Below are 786 nucleotides of genomic sequence, written 5' to 3'. Positions count from 1 at the left end.
CCACGGGCCCTCGCCGCCATACCTTCGGCAGTAGCGGCGTATTGGTGCGGCCCCTCGACCTAAAGATCTGCGACATGGACGGCAACGTACTTCCTCCGGGGGAGAAAGGCGAGATCGTCATCCGGGGAGAGAACGTGATGGCCGGCTACTGGAAGAACCCGGCATCGACGGCCGATACCGTAAAGGAGGGTTGGCTGTACACCGGGGATATGGGATATATGCGTGACGGGCTTCTTTATGTGTTGGGGCGTTTCAAGAGCCTGCTGATCGGAAGCGACGGGGAGAAATACAGTCCGGAGGGTATAGAGGAGGCCTTGGTAGAGCATTCCTCTTGCATCGACCAGCTGATCCTGTACAATAACCAGAGTCCGTACACGACCGCCCTGTTGGTCCCTAATAAAGAACGGTTGAGGAAGCATCTGGCCCACCAGAATCTGGACCTCACGAGCGATCAAGGCCGGGAAGAGGCCATCCGTATCATCCAGCGCCAGATCGACCGTTTCCGCAAGGGAGGCGACCTGTCTAGTATGTTCCCTGATCGTTGGTTGCCGACCACCTTCGCCATCCTCCCCGAGCCTTTCACCGAGCAAAACGGCATGGTAAACAGCACCATGAAGATCGTCCGGGGCAAGGTAGAGAAAGCCTACGCCGCCCGTATCGCCCAGCTCTATACCCCCGAGGGGAAGAATCCGCTGAACAAGTGGAACAAGGAGGCGTTGTAGAGACGCGGCGTGCTAGCCTATTCCATGCATCCCGGGGAAGGCTCCTTATTTATCGCGAGGCCCG

Annotated in this window: 1 pseudogene (only partly in view); it reads left to right on the top strand. The window is 58.1% G+C overall.

Annotated features, from left to right (window positions below):
• A pseudogene (locus tag QVP94_RS07840) lies at positions 1 to 722 on the top strand (AMP-dependent synthetase/ligase); it begins 1212 nt to the left of the window's first position.
• Positions 723 to 786: the final 64 nt, after the last annotated feature.

Source organism: Parabacteroides sp. CAG:2 (assembly GCF_000436315.1).
Taxonomy (GTDB): Bacteria; Bacteroidota; Bacteroidia; order Bacteroidales; family Tannerellaceae; genus Parabacteroides; species Parabacteroides distasonis.
Note: the sequence above shows the minus strand (reverse complement) of the source record. Positions and strands in the feature narration are given on the sequence as shown.